General features: G+C 58.4%; 14 protein-coding genes. 3 read left to right on the plus strand and 11 right to left on the minus strand.

Annotation, left to right across the window (positions count from 1 at the left end; genetic code table 11):
- Nucleotides 1-9: 9 nt before the first annotated feature.
- The 11 genes from ACR3E7_RS22675 to ACR3E7_RS22725 all read right to left on the minus strand — a co-directional run bounded on the left by ACR3E7_RS22675 (nucleotide 10) and on the right by ACR3E7_RS22725 (nucleotide 12926).
- Nucleotides 10-738: an IclR family transcriptional regulator gene (locus ACR3E7_RS22675; protein ID WP_480503747.1), complete on the minus strand. Its 729-nt coding sequence runs from the start codon at nucleotides 736-738 to the stop codon at nucleotides 10-12.
- Between the two features lie 5 nt (nucleotides 739-743).
- On the minus strand, nucleotides 744-1931 hold the full coding sequence (locus tag ACR3E7_RS22680; protein WP_480503746.1) for an acetyl-CoA C-acyltransferase: 1188 nt from the start codon (nucleotides 1929-1931) through the stop codon (nucleotides 744-746).
- Complete coding sequence (locus ACR3E7_RS22685) at nucleotides 1924-3429, minus strand: class I adenylate-forming enzyme family protein (protein ID WP_480503745.1); 1506 nt, start codon at nucleotides 3427-3429, stop codon at nucleotides 1924-1926. Before ACR3E7_RS22685 ends, ACR3E7_RS22680 begins: the two co-directional genes overlap by 8 nt.
- Nucleotides 3430-3524: 95 nt before the next feature.
- Entirely contained in the window at nucleotides 3525-4703 is a 1179-nt protein-coding gene (locus ACR3E7_RS22690; RefSeq protein WP_480503744.1) for an acetyl-CoA C-acyltransferase, read from the minus strand.
- Nucleotides 4704-4777: 74 nt separating this feature from the next.
- The gene (locus ACR3E7_RS22695) at nucleotides 4778-5755 is read right to left on the minus strand and encodes an NAD(P)H-dependent flavin oxidoreductase (RefSeq protein WP_480503743.1); all 978 of its coding nucleotides are present in this window, start codon (nucleotides 5753-5755) and stop codon (nucleotides 4778-4780) included.
- Nucleotides 5756-5848: 93 nt separating this feature from the next.
- Nucleotides 5849-6778: a sugar kinase gene (locus tag ACR3E7_RS22700; RefSeq protein ID WP_480503742.1), complete on the minus strand. Its 930-nt coding sequence runs from the start codon at nucleotides 6776-6778 to the stop codon at nucleotides 5849-5851.
- 285 nt (nucleotides 6779-7063) lie between these two features.
- Nucleotides 7064-8653, minus strand: coding sequence for a GMC family oxidoreductase (locus ACR3E7_RS22705; protein WP_480503741.1), 1590 nt, complete (start codon nucleotides 8651-8653; stop codon nucleotides 7064-7066).
- 26 nt (nucleotides 8654-8679) lie between these two features.
- A complete protein-coding gene (locus ACR3E7_RS22710; protein ID WP_480503740.1) occupies nucleotides 8680-9792 on the minus strand; it encodes an ABC transporter ATP-binding protein in 1113 nt (370 codons plus the stop codon).
- 6 nt (nucleotides 9793-9798) lie between these two features.
- A complete protein-coding gene (locus ACR3E7_RS22715; RefSeq protein WP_170773385.1) occupies nucleotides 9799-10680 on the minus strand; it encodes a carbohydrate ABC transporter permease in 882 nt (293 codons plus the stop codon).
- A complete protein-coding gene (locus tag ACR3E7_RS22720; RefSeq protein WP_170773383.1) occupies nucleotides 10680-11573 on the minus strand; it encodes a carbohydrate ABC transporter permease in 894 nt (297 codons plus the stop codon). The genes ACR3E7_RS22715 and ACR3E7_RS22720 overlap by 1 nt, the downstream gene beginning before the upstream one ends.
- 102 nt (nucleotides 11574-11675) lie before the next feature.
- Complete coding sequence (locus tag ACR3E7_RS22725) at nucleotides 11676-12926, minus strand: ABC transporter substrate-binding protein (RefSeq protein WP_170773381.1); 1251 nt, start codon at nucleotides 12924-12926, stop codon at nucleotides 11676-11678.
- A 353-nt stretch (nucleotides 12927-13279) separates the two neighbouring features.
- On the opposite strand from ACR3E7_RS22725, the gene ACR3E7_RS22730 reads away from it, so the two are divergent.
- The 3 genes from ACR3E7_RS22730 to ACR3E7_RS22740 all read left to right on the plus strand — a co-directional run bounded on the left by ACR3E7_RS22730 (nucleotide 13280) and on the right by ACR3E7_RS22740 (nucleotide 18622).
- On the plus strand, nucleotides 13280-16828 hold the full coding sequence (locus ACR3E7_RS22730; protein WP_480503739.1) for an adenylate/guanylate cyclase domain-containing protein: 3549 nt from the start codon (nucleotides 13280-13282) through the stop codon (nucleotides 16826-16828).
- A 29-nt stretch (nucleotides 16829-16857) separates the two neighbouring features.
- Nucleotides 16858-17115: a DUF4242 domain-containing protein gene (locus ACR3E7_RS22735; RefSeq protein ID WP_170773377.1), complete on the plus strand. Its 258-nt coding sequence runs from the start codon at nucleotides 16858-16860 to the stop codon at nucleotides 17113-17115.
- A gap of 91 nt (nucleotides 17116-17206) precedes the next feature.
- Nucleotides 17207-18622, plus strand: a complete 1416-nt coding sequence (locus tag ACR3E7_RS22740; protein WP_480503738.1) for an FAD-binding oxidoreductase — start codon at nucleotides 17207-17209, stop codon at nucleotides 18620-18622.
- The last annotated feature ends 6 nt before the right edge of the window (nucleotides 18623-18628 follow it).

Below are 18628 nucleotides of genomic sequence, written 5' to 3' on the forward strand. Positions count from 1 at the left end.
CTCCTGTCCTCAACCACATATGCCTAGGCTGCGCCCAAGCGTTTGTACCGTGTCGCGCAGTTTCGGCCCCACGATCTGTTCCAGTTTCTCGCGATCCAATTCAGACGTGTTGGCCCCGCAAAGAAACGCAAAGGGCGGCGCACCGGGGGCGGGGCTGAAGGGAACCGCACAGGCGTTGACGGCCCAGTTCCACCCTCCCAGAGACGACACATAGCCCATGCTTTCCAACTGTTCGCGATCCGTGCGCACCTGATCTGTTTCCTGCGCTTGCGCGGGTTCCACGGCCAGAATGGCCCGGCCCGCCGCGCTTTGTTCCATCGGAATGCGATGCCCTTCACTCAACCACAGTGACGACGCGTTTCGCGGTCGCCAGCAGCGCGTCAGCATCGCCGCGTCGCCGTTGCGCATGGTCAGGGCGACCAGAACGCCGGTGTCATCGGCCAACTGCTGCATGATGTTTTCGGCCATTGGCAAAAAGGACAATCCCGCCCGCGCCGTGTACCCCAGCGCCATGACCGAGGGCCCAAGCCGGTACGCCTCGGACGGGTGCAACTGTTCCAAAAACCCCATCGAGGCCAGCGTGAACGTCATCCGCGCCACGGTCGAGGGCGGCATGCCTGTACGCCGGGCCAGTTCGCGGTTGCCCAGCGACGCATCGTCGGGCTTGAACGCCTGCATAATGCGCAATCCCTTGGCCAGGGTCGCGGCGAAGCGGCGGTCTCGTTCCGCGTCCGGCATCCGGCTTAGACGCGCTCGAGGATCAGCGCGATCCCCTGCCCTACGCCAATGCACATGGACAGACAGGCATAGCGCCCGCCGGTTTTCTCAAGATAGCGCATAGCGGTTAGGATGATCCGCGCGCCCGACGCGCCCAGCGGATGCCCAACCGCAATCGCGCCTCCGTTCGGGTTCAGGCGGCTGTCAGCGGGGTCCAGGTCCAGATGTTTGCAGCAGGCCAGAACCTGCGCGGCGAATGCCTCGTTAATTTCGATCAGGTCCATGTCGTTCATGGTCAGTCCCGCGCGGTCCAAGGCCTTTGGGATGGCCAGCGCCGGCCCGATCCCCATGATCCGGGGCGGCACGCCTGCGATAGCACCGGCCACGATACGGGCGCGTGGCTTGGCACGGTCGGTCTTGGCGCCGATCATCAGCATCGCCGCGCCGTCATTGACGCCCGAGGCGTTGGCCGCCGTCGTCACACCTTCGGGAAAGATCGTGCGCAGCGATGCCATTTTCTCAAGCTGTACATCCGGGCGAGGATGTTCGTCCTGCGTCACCTCATGGGTCGCGCCTTTACGGCCTTTGATCGTGATCGGAGTGATCTCGGCATCAAAGAACCCCCGCGCGCGGGCGGTTTCGAACCGGACCTGAGAGGCGTATCCAAACTGATCCGAGGCTTCGCGGGTGATCTGGTAATCCTGCGCCAGATTGTCGGCGGTCTGGGGCATTGGATATTCGCCATGCATCTGGGCAATGCGCGGATTGGGAAACCGCGCACCAATGGCACTGTCGTAGATTTGGGTCTGACGGGCATAGGGAGTTTCAGATTTGGCTATTGTGAAGGGTGCGCGGGTCATGCTTTCGACACCGCCCGCCACATACAAAGGCGCCTCGCCCACCGTGACCGACCGCGCCGCGTCCAGCGCCGCCGACATGCCCGAACCACACAGGCGGTTGACGGTTTGCCCCCCGACCTCGACCGGCAGACCGGCCAGCAGAGCGCTGTAGCGGGCGACATTGCGGCTGTCTTCGCCCGACTGGCAGACATTGCCCAGAATGACATCCTCAATCTCAGCAGCATCAAAAGCACTGCGCTGAACCAGCGCCTCCAGCACCTGTGCGGCCAGATCGTCGGGCCGAACCGAGGCCAGCGCACCGCCATGGCGGCCAAAAGGGCTGCGCAGCCCGTCATATATGTAAGCGTCAAGCATTCTTGGCCTCTAGATCCAGTTGTGCCAGTTCGGGCGCAAAGGCCCGAACCAACTTGTGTTTCAGAATTTTCCCCGTCGCGGCTTCTGGCAACGCGTCGGTGACAACAATGTGATGGGGGATTTTGTAGCGGACCAGAGTTTCCCCCAGATGAGCCTTCAACTCGGCCACGGTCGCTGGAACGCGTAGGGTCACAAAGGCCAGCACGTCTTCATTCCCATCCCGCGCGCGGCCCACAACGGCGGCTTGCGTGACGGATGGATGGGCGTTCAGCGCGGCTTCGATCTCGGGCGGGTAAACGTTGAAGCCGGAATGGATGATGACCTCTTTGCAGCGCCCTACGATGTAGATGCGCCCGTCTTCCTCTATTCGCGCCAGATCACCAGTGCGCAGGAAGCCGTCCGGGGTAAAGGCCTGCGCGGTTGCTTCCGGATTACGGTAATATCCCTTCATGATGTTACGTCCGCGCGCCAGCAACTCACCGACTCCGTCCGCGCCGGGATTGTCCAACCGCACGTCGATCCCCGGCAAAGCAGGACCTACCGAGTCGTCCTGCGGCGGGTTCTCGGGCTGCGTGGTGGCAATGCCCGGAGACCCCTCAGTCAGACCATAGCCGTTATGGATCGGACAACCGAATATCCGCTCGACCCGGCGCTTCCAGCTTGGGTCCAGAGGCGAGCCCCCCGAAGACAGATAGCGCAATCCACTGTCCACGCGGTCCATGCCGTTGTCTTTGCAATGTTTGAGGATCAACGCAAACATCTGCGGCACGCCCGACAGCATCGTTGCACCGCTGTGCAGCCCAGCGATCACCTGCACCGGGTCGAACCGGGGTTGAAACCGCAGGCAGCCGCCCGCCAGAAACGTGGTCAGGATGATCGAGGAAAACCCGAAAATATGTGTCCCCGGCAGAACCACCAGCGACTGATCGGCCGCCGTTGCCTGCCGACGTTGTTTCGAGGCGTTGGCCGTGAACAGCAAATTATCATGGGTCAGCATCACCCCTTTGGGTGCGCCGCTGGTGCCAGAGGTATAGAGGATCGCCGCCACCTGCCCCGCACCGGCTTCGACCGGTTCGGGCGTTTCATCCCGCAAAGGTGAGACCACAAGAGACCCGCAGCACAACTGCCCCGATGAAACGGCCCCCAACCGTTGCGCATGAGCCCGCGCAGCATCGGACACATCCGATGTGCAAATCACGCAACGCGCGCCGGAATGGGCGATGACCGTGTCGACCTCTTGTTCGGTCGCACGCGCATTCAGCGGGACGATCCACGCGTCCAAGTCACTGAGCGCGAGAACAACTGCCGCATAAGTGGCGCAGTTCTCGGCCAGTACAACAACCCGGTCGCCCGGACGCACGCCATGTGCCCGCAGCATCCGGGCGGCCTCCCTTACCGCACCCCGCAACTCCTCATAGCTGAGCCGCGTTTCATCATGGTCGATGATCGCCAGCGTTGCCGGGTCCTTGCCGTCGATCAAGTCGTGAATTCGGTGCAACGCATTCTCCTCAGATGCGGTGCGACTGTTCTAGCAATCCGTCAGAAAGGCGTCAATATTCGGCACTCTGTTCCGCAATGCAGAACACAAACTCGTCAGAATACCTCAAAAAGGCCCGCCGCGCCCATTCCGCCACCGATACACATGGTTGCCGCGGCATATTTCGCCCCGCGGCGTCGGCCCTCGATCAGCAGGTGGCCCGCCATCCGCGCGCCGGTCATCCCAAACGGATGCCCGATCGAGATCGAGCCGCCATTCACATTACAAATCTCTGGATCAATCCCCAGCGTCTGACGGCAATACAGCGCTTGCGAGGCGAAAGCCTCGTTCAACTCCCACAAGTCGATATCATCCACCGTCAATCCATGACGTTTCAGCAGGCGCGGCACGGCAAAAACCGGGCCAATTCCCATCTCATCTGGCTCACAACCGGCAACGGCAAACCCCATGAACGCACCCAACGGCTCCAGCCCTTCTCGCGCCGCGAAATCCGAGTCCACCACCACACAGGCTGACGACCCATCGGACAGTTGCGACGCGTTCCCTGCCGTCACGAATTGGTCCGCACCGCGCACCGGCTCTAGCCCGGCCAGACCTTCGAGCGTCGTGTTCGGCCGATTGCAATCGTCCCGATCAATAGTCACAGCTTTTTCAGAGATTTCGCCCGTTTCTTTGTCTTTGACCCGTTGCACCGCCTGCATCGGCACGATCTCGTCGTCGAACTTACCGGCGGCTTGGGCAGAGGCGGTGCGCTTCTGGCTCTCCAACGCCAGTTCGTCCTGCGCTTCACGGGTGACACCATAGCGCGCGGCTACGATGTCGGCGGTTTCGATCATAGTTAGATAAACGTCGGGCTTATGTTCCAACAGCCACGGGTCGCGGTCAAAAGGCCCCGGTGTCTGATCCCTTAGCGTGATGGATTCCACCCCACCCGCAATCGCGGCAGGCACCCCGTCCTGCACCACTGCATGCGCTGCCATGGCAATCGCCTGCAAGCCCGAGGAACAGAACCGGTTGATGGTCGTCGCGCCCACGGTCACGGGCAACCCTGCGCGCAGCACGGATTGGCGGGCTATATTTGCGCCGGTCGTGCCTTCGGGAAACCCGCACCCGATGAAGGCATCTTCGATCAAGGCAGGATCTACGCCGGCGCGGTCAACCGCATGTTGGATCGAATGCCCCATCAAAGAGGCCCCAAACGTGTTGTTGAACCCACCCCGGAAGGACTTGGCCAAACCCGTACGAGCGGTTGAAACCAGAACGGCTTGTTTCATCTGGTAGGTTCTCCTTTTGCTTTACGTGTTTGGCGACACCGTGACCTTGTAACAAGAATGGCACTCCGCCCGGATCAATCGCGGCTAAAAGCGGCCAAACGATCTGTGATGATCTCGTTGGCATCCGACATGATCCGATCAATCAGTTCCTGACAGGTAGGGATGTCATGGATTAACCCCGCAACCATCCCGCAGGACCACGCGCCTGCATCCATCTCACCATCTTGCATGACGCGCGGATAGACACCGGCCACTTCATTCATGATGTCCTCGAATTGCAGCTCTGTACCATTGGCACGCTCCGTTTCCAAAACACGTTCGACGGCTGTGTTGGTCAGAACGCGTTCCGTGTTGCGCAAGGGGCGCATGACAAGGCGTGTGTCCAGTTCCGAGGCCGCGACGATGGCGTCCTTGACGTTCTGATGCACCGGAGCCTCTTTCGTGGCGATGAACCGCGTACCCAGATTGATCCCGTCCGCCCCCATCGAAAGCGAAGCCACAAGACTGCGCCCATCTGCCTGCCCGCCCGATGCGACAAAGGGGATCTCCAGTTCATCCGCTGCGCGCGGCAACAGGATCATGTTCGGGATATCATCCTCGCCCGGATGACCGCCGCATTCAAACCCGTCGACCGACACCGCATCGCAGCCGATCTCTTGCGCTTTCAGCGAATGGCGAACCGACGTGCATTTGTGGATGACCTTGATCCCGGCCTCTTTGAGGTAGGGCATCACCTGCACAGGATTGCGTCCGGCCGTTTCGACAATCTGCACCCCGCCATCGATGATTGTTTTGATGATGGCCGGGTAGTCGGGCGCGTTTACCGTTGGCAGAAAGGTGACATTGACCGCGATAGGCTTGTCGGTCATGTCCTTGCAACGCGCGATCTCATTGGCCAAATCTTTGGGTGTCTTCTGTGTCAGTGCAGTGATCGTCCCCAACCCGCCCGCGTTTGAGACCGCAGCCGCCAGTTCTGCAAAACCCACGTAGTGCATTCCCCCCTGCATGATGGGGTGTTGGATGTCGAACAACTCGGTAATTCGGGTTTTCATACTCTGCCCTTCAAATTTAATCTTCGATCGTTCAATCTGCCATCTATGCCAAAGAACCGTCTTGGGAACAGGTTCTGCCTCAAGACTGTATGATCAGTCTATTTCCTTCATTCTGTCCTTGGGAATGCGCGCGCCGAAATGTCGGATAACTTCGCCCGCCGTCCTCTGCCCCCAATGAACTGCCTTTTCCTGATCACAGCCTTTGAACCGAGCGGAAAGATATCCAGCGTTGAATGCGTCTCCGGCACCCGATGTGTCGCGAACACCATCCACGTATTGGGTCGGAACTTCGCTCAGATGATCGTCGCAAAACGCCGTCAGAGCCGCCGCGCCATTTTTGACGGCAATTTCAACGACGCCAGCGCGACGCAAACGTTCAACTGTCTGAACCGGCGACTCGTCGCCCCACAGGGCGCTTTCATCGTCAAAGCTGGGGAGCGCGATATCGGTGAGCGTATTGATCCTGGCCAGAACAGCCCGCGTTTCTTCAGCAGACCTCCATAGTCGCGGGCGCACGTTAGGGTCGAATGACACGATCGCTCCCTGCGCCCGCGCCTTGGTTAAAACTTCAAACAGAGTTTCACGGGCGGGCTCAGACAAAATGGCCAGTGTAATACCCGACAGATGGATCAACCCTGCACCGGTCACGGCCTGTTCCAGCCATTCCAGATCGTCAGCCAACAACCTCGCCGCTGACGTATCCCGCCAATACTGGAAACTGCGCTCAACCCCATCAAGCTCAATCATGTAAAGACCCATCGTACGAGCCTCTGATCGACCAATACCCGAGACATCCAGCCCGTCCTGCTGCGACTGCTCGACAAAAGCATCTGAAACGGAATCCATGCCAACTTTGGTAACAAACCCGACCTCGGCCGCATCCCCAAGTAGTTGTGCCATGTGCCAAGCGGTGTTGAACGTATCGCCGGCAAAGCCCCGGCGATAGGTTTCGTTGCCTACATCCGCCATTTCGATCATCGCTTCGCCGATAGCGAGCGCCTTTCGGGATCCAAACGCTAACACTGGGCAACCTCCAATTCGGGCTTTCCGCCGGGCGGCCGCGCGCAGCAGATTTTATCTGGCAATAGAAACGCCTTCGCGATGCGAGAACGGGCCAAAAAACACTCAGCGATTCCGCCACTCACATGCGGGTTTATCATTCAAAATTCCAACGGATTGATGGCGATAACAATCTTGTATCGTCAATGTATCGCAATCGACAACGGTTTCTTGTAGCGCGCCCTTTCAGACCCATCGACCATGGGCCCTGGACCACGAGAAATCCAGACCCGTCAGCATGGCCATTTTTTAGAAGACGTTGTGGTCCTGTTTGATCATATCTGCAGCCTTTTCACCGATCATGATCGACGGCGCGTTTGTGTTTGATGAGTTGACAGTTGGCATGATCGACGCATCTGCGACCCGCAGCCCCTCGATCCCATTGAAGCGCAAACGCGGGTTCAGAACAGCTCCGGTATCGCCGCCCATCCGGCAAGTGCCGGCGCAATGGTGTGAGGTTTTGGAATGTTCGCAGATGAAATTGAAATAGTCTTCGTCCGTGCGTACATCCGGCCCCGGAAGGCGTTCGGCCAGAATGTAGGGTTTCAGCGCCTCCTGTGCCAGAATTTGCTGCACCAATTTCAGCCCGCGAACGGACATCTCACGATCATAAGGATCTGACAGGTAATTCGGATCGATCAGAGGCATTTCGGCGGGATTGTCACTGCGCAACCGAACCGATCCCCGTGACCGTGGCCGCAAATGACAGGCGTTCAGCGTCACACCGCCATTTGGCATTGCCGCGACACCGGCTTCGATCCCGGTGCCAAGGCCCAGATGCATCTGGATATCGGGTGAGCGTGCGTTTTCATCTGCATACCAGAACCCACCCGTCTCAAACAGGCTGGAGGCAACCGGGCCCTTGCGCGTGAGCAGGTATTGCAAAGCCGCCAGCGCTGACAGATGCGGCTTGGCATAGCGGTCATAGGTATGTGGGCCCGTAACCTCGCATATCGCATAGAGGTCCAGATGATCCTGCAAATTCGTCCCTACATTGGGTTGGTCATAGACGACACCAATTCCCAAAGCTCTCAGCGTGTCTGCCGGACCAATACCCGAAAGCTGCAATAACCGGGGCGAGCCGATGGCTCCCGAGGACAGGATCACCTCAGCCTCAGCGACGATTTTGCGGCCGTCCAGTAATTCGACGCCCGTTGCCCGCCTGTTTTCAACCGTGATCCGGCGCACCTGCGCGTGTGTCTGAATGGTCAGGTTGGGCCGCGATTGCGCAGGCGCAAGGAAGGCCATCGCGGCAGAGGACCGACGTGCACTGCGCTGGGTCAGTTGATAATACCCTGCCCCGTCTTGCTTGGCCCCATTCACATCCGTTGTCTTTGGTATACCCAACTGACCGGCGGCCTCGATAAACGCATCGCAGATCGGCAGAGGGGCTGCGGGCATGGAAACCCCCAACGGGCCGCCTTGGCCGTGGAACTCTCCCCCATATGTGTCATTGTCTTCGGATTTCTTGAAATAAGGCAGAACGTCCGCGTAACCCCAACCCTCGCAGCCCATCTGACGCCAGTCATCATAGTCCTGTGCCGCTCCGCGGGTGTAGATTTGGGCATTGATGGCCGAACCACCACCGATCACCTTGGCCTGTGTATAGGTGAACACCTTGCCCTGCATGTGCTGCTGTGGCACGGTGCTCCACCCCCATGACCCAATGCCTTTAGTCATCTTGGCGAAGCCTGCGGGCAGATGGAACAAGGGGTGACGGTCGCCGCCTCCGGCCTCAAGCAGCAGAACCCTCAGATCAGGGTTTTCCGAAAGGCGTGCGGCGATGACGGACCCGGCAGACCCCCCGCCCACGACGACAAAGTCGTAGCCGGTTGTCATGCGTTTAGCCCCTTCATCACAGTGAATTAGCCCTGAATGCGGTTTTCGGTTTCAGGATCGAAGGCCACCGCTTTTTCCATGTTGACCGCAAAGGTGAAGTCCTGCCCAGGCGAAACCTCGGCATCCGACCGCATGCGTGCAATCACATCCCGACCACCCAGCGTCATGGACACAAATGTGTCGGACCCCGCCGGTTCTGTCACGACGATCCGATTGGTCATCTGCGCGATATTCGACGATTTCCGATCTGCCCCGTCTACATCCGTGATCGTCTCGGGTCGGATACCAAGCAGGATGTCGCGCCCGTCCCAATCGGATAGGTTGTCCTGGCTGAACGGCAGTTGCGCCATCGCGCCGTCATGCAAGGCAACCTCGGCATGGGGGCACCCATCCACCATCACCACCTTGGCAGGCACCACATTCATCGCGGGCGACCCCATGAAGGTGGCGACGAAGATATTGGCGGGGGTGTCATAGATCTCTTGAGGAGTGCCCAGTTGTTGCACGTAGCCACCGTTCATGACGGCAATCCGGCTGGACAGGGTCATCGCCTCGATCTGGTCATGGGTCACGTAGACAATGGTCGTGCCAAGGTTCTGGTGCAGTTTCTTGATCTCGGTCCGCATGTCGACGCGCAGCTTGGCGTCCAGATTGGACAGAGGCTCGTCGAACAGGAACACATCAGGGTTGCGCACCAAAGCCCGCCCCATGGCCACGCGCTGACGCTGACCGCCCGACAATTGGCCCGGCTTACGATCCAGTAACTGCTCAATCTGCAACAGCTTGGCAACCTCGGCCATGGCCTTTTCACGTTCGGGTTTCGGCACGCCGTGCATTTCAAGTCCGAAGGTGATGTTCTGCCCCACGGTCATGTTGGGGTACAATGCGTAGCTCTGGAACACCATGGCGATGTTGCGGTTTGAGGGATGAACCCCGTTCATCACCTGATCCTTGATGCGGATCTCACCGCTGGTGATCTCTTCCAGCCCCGCGATCATGTTCAGAAGGGTGGACTTGCCGCAGCCCGAGGGCCCGACGAGCACCAGAAACTCGCCCTCCTGCACCGAGATGTCCACCTTGTGCAACACCTCGACCGCACCGTAGGACTTGGTTGCGTTGTCGATATCAAGAAATCCCATGGTCCGTTATCCTTTCACTGAACCCGCCATCAGGCCGCGGACGAAGTAACGACCGGCCACGATATAAACGAGCAGCGTTGGCAGCGCGGCCAGAATGGCGCCTGCAAAATGTACGTTGTATTCCTTTACCCCCGTCGACGACTGCACAAGATTGTTGAGCGCGACCGTCATTGGCTGGCTGTTGGCATCGGCAAATGACGCTCCAAACAGGAAGTCATTCCAGATATTGGTGAACTGCCAGATGATCGACACCACCGCGATAGGGCCTGAACTGGGCAGCAGGATGCGCCAGAATATCTGGAAGAACCCCGCCCCGTCGATCTGTGCCGCCCGGATCAGTTCGGTAGGGAAAACGGCATAGTAATTTCGGAAGTAAAGCGTGGTGAAGCCAATGCCGTAAACCACATGCACCAGTGCCAGACCCCATGTGGTGCCCGCTAGGCCCATCAGGCCCAGCATCCGCGCCATCGGGATCAGAACGATCTGGAATGGGATGAAACAGGCAAACAGCATCAGCCCGAACAGGATGGTGTCATACTTGAAGCGCCACTTGGTCAGTACGTATCCATTTAGCGCGCCCAAAATGGTCGAGACGATAACGGCGGGCACAACCATCTTGATCGAATTCCAGAAATACGGGCGCAAGCCCGTCGGTTCGACCCCGATCTGGGCCGAGGACCAGGCTTGCAGCCACGGCTCGAGCGTGAAGACCTCTGGCAGGTTCATCATGCCGCCGCCAGTAATTTCCTCCAAGGGTTTGACCGAATTCACCAGCATCACGTAAAGCGGCAAGAGGTAAAACAGGGCAAACAGCAGCAAAACCAGATAGATCAGCGTGCGCGTAACGCGGCCCGTGCGGATTGCGGTATCTTGAGAGGCCTGAGACATCAGCGTTTCTCCCGCAATTCAGCGTAGAGATAAGGGATCATGATCGCGGCTATGGTCATCAGCATGATCGTGGCCGAGGCTGCCCCGATCCCCATCTGATTCCGCGTGAACGTGTAGGAATACATGAAGGTTGCGGGCAGCTCGGTCGCGCGGCCCGGACCGCCGCCGGTCAACGCGATTACAAGGTCAAAGGTCTTGATCGCAAGGTGGCTGAGGATCACGAAAGCCGACAGGAAAGCGGGCCTCAGCTGCGGGATGATGATCCGACGATAGAGGTTCCAGTTCGACGCCCCGTCCATTTGTGCCGCGCGCAGGATTTCATTGTCGATACCCCGCAGACCGGCCAGAAACATCGCCATGACAAAGCCCGAGGTCTGCCAGACCGCCGCTAACACGACGGTGTAAATCGCAAAGTCGCGGTTCTTGATCCAATCGAACTCAAAACTGGTCCAACCCCAAGTATGCATCACGTTTTCCAGCCCGATGCCGGGATCGAGGAACCATTTCCACGCCGTTCCGGTCACGATGAAGCTGAGCGCCATCGGATACAGGTAAATTGGACGCAGCAGGCCTTCACCGCGAATTTTCTGATCGAGGAAGATCGCCAATCCCAAGCCGATACAGGTGCAGATCACGATATAAAGCCCCGCGAAAATCCCCATATTGATGAGCGAGGTTTCCCAATGGCTCAATCGCCAGAGCTTGTCGTAATTCTCCCAGCCGACCCAGCCGAAGCTGGGCAGTATACGACTGTCGGTGAAGGACAGGTAGACCGAGAACAGGATGAACCCGTAGACAAAGACCAGAACCATCGCCAGTGAAGGCGACAGGACCAGTTTGGGAATCCAGTTCTGAAGGCGTGTCTTGAAATCCGCGTCGGCTGAAGCAGCCATGGCGCGCCCTCCTCGTTCCAGAGTTGGTGTTTTGGGGCTTATCCTGCCCCTTTCAAGACAGGGCGGCCAGGCAGCCGCCCCGTCAGAAGGTTCAAGTCGGGATTACTTTGCGATGGAAACCGCGTCGACCAGTTCGGTCACAGCTGTTTCACTGTCATACTCGCCGTTGAAATGCGCCGTCACGACGTCATAGACCGCGTTTTTCACCGAAGCCGGCGCCGCGTGGCCGTGCGCCATAGAACCGAACAAGTTGCCCGACGATGCAGCGGCGGCCAGATCCTTCATGCCTTGCTGACCACAAGCGTCTAGGTCGCTGCCATCCACGTCGGTCCGGGCCGGAACGGAACCCTTCACCTTGTTGAATGCAATCTGGAAGCTTGGCGACAGAATGGCGCTCGCCAACGCGGCCTGCTCGGCTGAAACCGAACCGCCTTGGTCGAACATCATGAACTGGTCGGCGTTGAAGGTGACCTGGTCCTGCGTGCCGGGGAAGCGGAAGCACAGGAAGTCCTGACCCGGGACTTTGCCCGCGTTCAGGAATTCACCCTTGGCCCAGTCACCCATCATCTGGAAACCGGCCTCGCCATTGATCACCATCGCGGTGGCAAGGTTCCAGTCGCGGCCCGAGAAGTTCTCGTCCACATTGGCGGCGATGAAGGACATGCGATCGAACGCTTCTTTCATAGCATCACTGCCCAGCGTTTCTTCGTCCAAATCAATGAACGCCGCCTTGTAACCGTCCGCCCCCAAGGTTGACATCGCGATTGCGTCAAACACGGTTGCGTCTTGCCAGGCCTGACCGCCATGGGCGATCGGGGTGATCCCGGCGGCTTTCAGCGCTTCGACAGCCGCGACGAACTCGTCCCAGTTGGTGGGCTGGGCGATACCGTTTGCATCCAGGACCGCCTTGTTTGCCCACACCCAGTTGGTCGAATGCACATTGACCGGAGCCGAAACCCACTTGCCGTCATGCTTGGCAAAAGCCTTCAATGCGTCTGGCACCACATCGTCCCAACCTTCTTTGGCTGCAACTTCGTTCAGGTCCGCCAATGCGCCCTGATCGGCCCAGTCCAGAATGTCGAAACCCAGTGCCTGAACGGCAGTCGGGGCATTCCCGGCTGTGACACGGGCACGCAGAACGGTCATCGCCTGCTCACCACCGCCACCGGCGACAGGCATGTCGGTCCAGCCGATACCCTGCCCGGACAGGTCGTCTTTCAGAACATTCAGTGCGGCGGCTTCACCACCGGACGTCCACCAGTGCAGAACCTCAACCTCTTCCGCCTGCGCCAGGCTGGTTGTGCACAACAGCCCTGCCACAATCAGAGATTTTGTTTTCAGTAAGTTACGCATTTTCTTTCCTCCCAATATGCGATCTTTTTTGCACGGCCCCTTTTCGGGGTCTCTTTCTTCCTTCTTGCGGCCATCCTCCAACCGCACATTCACCCGAAACGTTTATTGCGTTTTCTCGGCGAAATACTCCCAAACACTTAAGTTCATTCTTACCGAAGTCCCGGCCAAAGTGAATGTCAGCGCTATCATTGATCAAGGAACCGGCTTCGTCCAGTGTTTTGAACGCCAAAGTCAAAAGAAGGGTTTCAAATACCCGAGTCTTTTCGATCGGTTCGTTCGGGCACATGGCAGGGCCGCCAGACCGAAACGTCGCTCGGCTTGATCCGTGGGCCAATAGCCCGCATGATCACGAAATGAGTTTTGAAGTCACGTTATGGTTGAAAGACCTTGGAATGGAGCAATATGCTGACACGTTCCTGCAAAATGACGTCGATGCACGTGCCTTACCGCTGCTCTCCAATGAGGACCTCAAAGAACTTGGCTTGTCCCTTGGCCACAGGAAGATCGTCCTTGCCGCCATAGCAAAGTTGGATGGCAACCCCGGATTGCCCATCACGAACGCCCCACCAGATGGAAACAATCCCGGTGAAACCGAAACCCGAGCACCTGCTGCCGAGCGACGCCATCTGACCGTGTTTTTTGCCGATCTTGTCGGATCGACCGAATTGACAAACAAGTTCGATCCCGAAGATATGCGCGCCTTGTTGCAAAGTTATCAAGACAGTGTCGCTGGGGCAGTGACGCGTTTTGGTGGCTATGTCGCCAAGTATCTGGGTGATGGGTTGCTGGTCTTTTTTGGTTGGCCACAGGCCTATGAAGACCACGCCATCCGTGCGGTGAAGGCGGGATTGGATTCAGTTGCGCACGTGAAAATCCTGAAAACCCCTGACGGCGAGCCTTTGTCCGTTCGGATCGGTATCGCAAGCGGTGACGTGGTCGTAGGCGACGCCGTTGGTGAAAATACCTTCGAAGAGGGCGCAATGACCGGTCCGGTTCTGAACCTGGCGGCGCGGTTGCAGGAAAACGCGCAGCCAAACTCGGTCGTGACTACAAGCGAGGATTCTGATGCCAGCCTGCGACGGGTCTTTTCGATTTCCTCACTTGGCCCTGTTTCGCTAAAGGGCTTTGAAACCCCGCGTACCTTGCTGCAGGTCACGGCCGAGCGCAGCGCCGACAGCCGTTTTCAGGCGTTGCATCGTGAAAGTGAAAGCACGGAAATGATCGGGCGGGACTTCGAAAAAGGAATCCTGCATCAAACTTGGCAACGGGCCTCTGCCGGGCATGGTGAGGTCGTTTTGCTGTCTGGCGAAGCCGGGATCGGCAAATCCCGCCTGACGGAAGAGTTTCTGAGCGGCGACGACATCGCTGCGACGGCAGACGTCATACGACTGAATTGCTCGCCCTATCTGACCAGCAGCCCCTTTCACCCGGTGACCGAGCGCATCTCGCAGGATGCAGGTGTCGGACCGGATCTGGATGACGATCGGGTGGTAGAGCTGGTCCGCGCCATGCTTGAGAAACGCGAGGGGATCGAACTGGATCACGTCCTGCCGGTTTTTGCGGCGCTGGTCGCCCCGCACAGTGATGTGGCCGAAAAGATTCTTGACCTGTCACCACAGGAACAGCGGGATTTGACCATCCAGACGTTGATCGACACGGTCAAGGCCCGCTCAACCGTGCGACCGGTTGTTTTGTGTGTTGAGGACGCGCATTGGATCGACCCCTCGACAAACGCCTTGCTGGAAAGGTTCAAGTCCATCTGTTCGGACCTGCCATTGATGATGTTGATCACCCACCGCCCCGGCTGGGATCTTGCGCGGGACGAAGGGGAAGCACACACTCAAACCCTACACCTGCGCCGCTTTGATCCAGACCATGTGGCGAACTTGATCCGCAATGTCTCGGGTAAAACCCCTGACACCGATCTGGTTCAGCTGATCATAGAAAAGACGGACGGCGTCCCACTATTCGTCGAAGAACTGACCCGCGCCTATCTAACCACAGGTGGGCAGGGTGCAGTGGCTGTTCCTTCGTCACTAAAAGGCGCGTTGATGGCGCGGTTGGATGCGGTTTCATCAGACGCGAAACAGGTGGCACTGACAGGCTCGGTGATCGGGCGCGAGTTTGAACCTGGCCTGCTACGTGCAGCACTGACGGATGCCACGGTCGACACCGCAAAGGGCCTGGACGAACTGTGCAAAACCGGACTGGTTTTCGAAAGCGGCAACTCCAGAGGTCACTTCGTTTTCCGTCACGCACTGATCCGCGACACTGCCTATCAATCCATGCTCAGCACAACTCGGCGGGCGCAGCATGCCCATGTTGCCAAGGCGTTGGCAGCGTTGCGGTCCGCCGAGATTGAACGTCGACCTGAACTTGTCGCCCGACACCTGACCGAGGCCGAAGACTGGAGTGCGGCGTTCAAAAAATGGCAGGCGGCAACCGAAATGGCGCTGGCTCGTTCCGCCAGTCACGAGGCAATGACTAACGCGCACGAGGCGCTGAATGCAGCACGGAACCTTGAGGGCGACAATCAGTCCGAAACAATCCGGGCAACTGTTCTTGTCGGGCGCAGCTTTGATAGTTTGGGACAGCTACCCGAAGGCATTGCGGAACTCAAAAGCGCCTCGGACGCGGCAAATGCCCTTGGGGATGTCGAATTGGCCGCCGATGTAGCCCTGCATTTTTCGGATTCCTGCATGATGGCTGGGCAACGACATGGCGAAGTGATTTCCCTGTGCGAGGCCGCTTTGAAAAACCTGCCCGCGCAAGACGAAAGACGCCAGTGCCAGCTAAAAAGTCAGCTTGCCCGCGCCTGTCTGTTCCTTGGTCAAGCCTCAGAGGGTGCCCGATACGCCCAGGAATCGATGGAGCTTGCCGCCAAGCTGGGAGACAACAAATCCCAGTTCTCGGTCATGATGATGCAATACGGCGCGCCATTTATCGCAAGACCCGCCGACGAAAGGCACAAATGGCGGGAACACCTGGACAAGATGCACGAAGTAGCGCAGCATCTTGGCTCGATTGATCAGGGTCGGGACCGCACACTCAGCCTGTTTGTTGGGGCCGAAATGGCTGACCGGGCTCTGCTGGACCGGTCATTGAAACTGCTGACCGAGGTGTCCCAGAAAGACAATCACTTGCAGCTCTATTGGGTTCAGACCCATGCCCGGGCAATGATAGCGATCATGGAGGGCGACTTTGGCAAGGCCGAAAAGCTAGCTACCGAGGCGGTGAAAATCGGCCGCAAAACCCACGGGAAACATATCGAGGGCGTGTTTGGCGTTCAGATGTTCACCCTGCGCCGAGAACAAAGCCGTTTGCACGAAGTGGCTCCGGTCATAAAAAAACTGATGGATGAAAACGCTGACGACATGACCTGGAAGCCCGGTTTTGGCGTCATCGCAGCTGAACTGGGGTTTCATGACCCCGCTGAACGCATCCTGAACGAGGTCGCCGAGAGCGGATTTTATCTGCCGTCAGACGCCATGTATTCGACCACATTGTCCTATCTGTCCGATATTTGCGTCGCAGTCGGTCATACCACGCACGCGCAAACGCTGTTCGAGATGTTGGCCCCTTACGAAGACCTCACCATTACCGCTGGGGCAACGACAGTATGTACTGGCGCGGGTGCGCGGCGGTTGGGAAATCTGGCTGCATTGCTTGAAGATTGGCCAACTGCAGAACGGATGTTTACCAAGGCAATCCAGATTGACACGGACATGGATTGCCCGCCCTGGGTGGCACACAGCAAAGCCGCCTATGCGGCGGCTCTGCGCAGGCTTGGCGGCAAGGACAACCTTGAACAGGCCATCCATCTCGAGGCCGAGGCGTTGGCAACAGCTCAGAAATTGAGTATGGTTTCCCTTAGGGAAAGGCTTGAAGGAACTGCAAGCTGAACCCTGTTTTCATTTCCTGGGGGGGAAATATGCCAAGGTATATTATTGAACGCCAATTCGCCGAACAGGTAAACCTGACCGAAGGCGACAAAGCACATATTAAAGAAATAAATGACGAAGAAGGGATCGAATGGATCTTTTCTTTCCTCAGCGCGGACAAGCGCAAGACTTATTGCCTTTACGAGGCCCCTGACGAAGAAAGCCTGAGACAGGCCGCCAAACGGCTGAATATTCCGGCAGATGTGATTACTCCGGTAGATCGCATCGACCCCGGCGTTTTTGCCTGAGTTTTCGCAAACGACGAAAGGCGCGTACCCGCCGGACAACAGGCGGGGCACAGGGGCAAGAAACCTTCCTTGAACCAGGAAGGAATTTAAGATGTTTGACGTCAAGACATTGGACGGCAGCGCCGCTCGGATCGAGCGCGCTGCCTTGGACACTTTGGACGCAACGCTGCGCGGCGGCGTCCATTTGCCCGGCAGTCCCGAGTATGATCAGGCCCGCACAACCTGGAATAGCATCGTGGAGCGGCACCCAAGTTTCGTGATCCGCGCGCTTGGGTCCAGTGACGTGCAAAAAGCGGTGAATTTCGTGCGCGAGGCCGGGTTGACCATGTCCATTCGGTCGGGTGGTCACCAGATCGCGGGCCATGCTGTCGCCGACGATGCGGTTATGTTGGACCTGTCGCAGATGCGTTCGGTACATGTGGACCCGGTCAACCGAACTGCGCGCGTAGAACCCGGCGCCGTATTGGGCGATGTCGACCGCGAGACACAAGCCCATGCGCTGGTGGTCCCATTGGGCATCAACTCGACCACCGGAACGGCTGGTTTGACACTGGGTGGCGGCTTTGGCTGGATCACCCGGAAATTCGGGATGACCATCGACAACCTGATCTCTGCCCAGGTTGTAACCGCCGACGGCGAAATCGTCACCGCATCTGCCAAAAGTCACCCTGACCTGTTTTGGGCCCTGCGGGGCGGAGGTGGCAACTTTGGCGTCGTCACATCGTTCGAATTCCAACTGCATCCGCTGGGCCCCGATGTCTTGTCAGGTTTGGTCGTTCACCCGATCGAAGCGGCCCCCGACCTACTGCCGGAATACGTGACAATCGCGGATTCCGCGCCAGATGAACTGACGGTCTGGACCGTGATGCGCAAGGCCCCGCCTCTGCCCTTCTTGCCCGAGGAATGGCATGGGCGCGAGGTCTTAATCTTTGCCGCGTGTTATGCCGGACCAATGGCCGACGGCGAAAAAGCTATGGCCGGCTTGCGCGGTCTTGGTGATCCGATTGCAGATGTCATCTCGCCCCATGCATTCGTGGACTGGCAAGCGGCCTTTGATGGGCTTCTGACGCCCGGCGCGCGCAATTACTGGAAAAGCCACGATTTCAGCACGCTGACATCCCACGCGACATCCGACCTGCTTGCCGCAATCGCCACGCTACCTGATCCGGCTTGCGAAGTGTTCATCGCACATGTAGGCGGTGCCATGGCGCGGGTACCCGCGGATGCAACGGCCTATCCCGAGCGCAGCGCTCATTTCATCATGAACGTTCACACCCGATGGGAAGATCCCTCAAAAGACGCTACCTGCATCAGTTGGGCGCGGGCGTTGTACGATCAGATGGCACCTCACGCCACAGGCAGCGCCTATGTGAACTTCATGCCCGAAGATGAGGCCAATCACATGGCTGGAGCCTATGGTTCCAATGGCGCAAAACTGGGTCAGATCAAAGGACAATACGACCCGCAGAACCTGTTTCGGATCAACCACAATATCGTGCCAACCTGAGCGCAG

The sequence above is a fragment of the Ruegeria sp. BK1 genome, from assembly GCF_056535645.1.